Consider the following 747-nt stretch of genomic DNA (forward strand, 5'->3'; position numbering starts at 1 on the left):
TCCGGCGTGACCGGGCCGCGCACCGCTCCGGCACGATCGACACCGGCGCCTACACCGAGCGGATGCGCCAGGAGATCGTCCGCGTGGTGCGGCTGCAGGAGGAGATCGGGCTCGACGTCCTGGTGCCCGGTGAGCCCGAGCGCAACGACATGGTCCAGTACTTCGCCGAGAACCTCGACGGCTTCGCCACCACCGACCACGGCTGGGTGCAGTCCTACGGCTCGCGGTGCGTGCGCCCGCCGATCCTGCACTCGGACGTGTCCCGGCCCCGGCCGATCACGGTGGAGTGGGCGCGGTTCGCCCAGTCGCTGTCCGACGCGCTGGTCAAGGGGATGCTGACCGGCCCGGTGACGATCCTGGCCTGGTCGTTCGTGCGTGACGACCAGCCGCTGGGCGACACCGCCCGGCAGGTGGGACTGGCCCTGCGCGACGAGGTGGGAGACCTGGAGGCCGCCGGGATCCGGATCATCCAGGTCGACGAGCCCGCACTGCGCGAGCTGCTGCCCCTGCACGAGCGGGACCGCCCCGCGTACCTGGACTGGGCGGTGGACGCGTTCCGGCTGGCCGTCGGCGTCGCCACCGACACCACCCAGATCCACACCCACCTCTGCTACTCCGAGTTCGGCGAGGTGGTGGGCGCGATCGACGGCCTCGACGCCGACGTCACCACCGTCGAGGCGGCCCGGTCGCGGATGGAGGTGCTGGCCGACCTCGGGCCCGGGGTCCCGCGCGGGCTCGGCCCGGGTG

1 pseudogene is annotated in these 747 nt (G+C 73.2%); it reads left to right on the forward strand.

The window, feature by feature from the left end:
* Positions 1-747 (forward strand): annotated as a pseudogene (locus tag D8M34_RS18590) (5-methyltetrahydropteroyltriglutamate--homocysteine S-methyltransferase); the annotation flags it as partial.

The organism is Microbacterium sp. HSID17254 (assembly GCF_003989315.1).
In the GTDB taxonomy this organism is placed as follows: domain Bacteria; phylum Actinomycetota; class Actinomycetes; order Actinomycetales; family Microbacteriaceae; genus Microbacterium.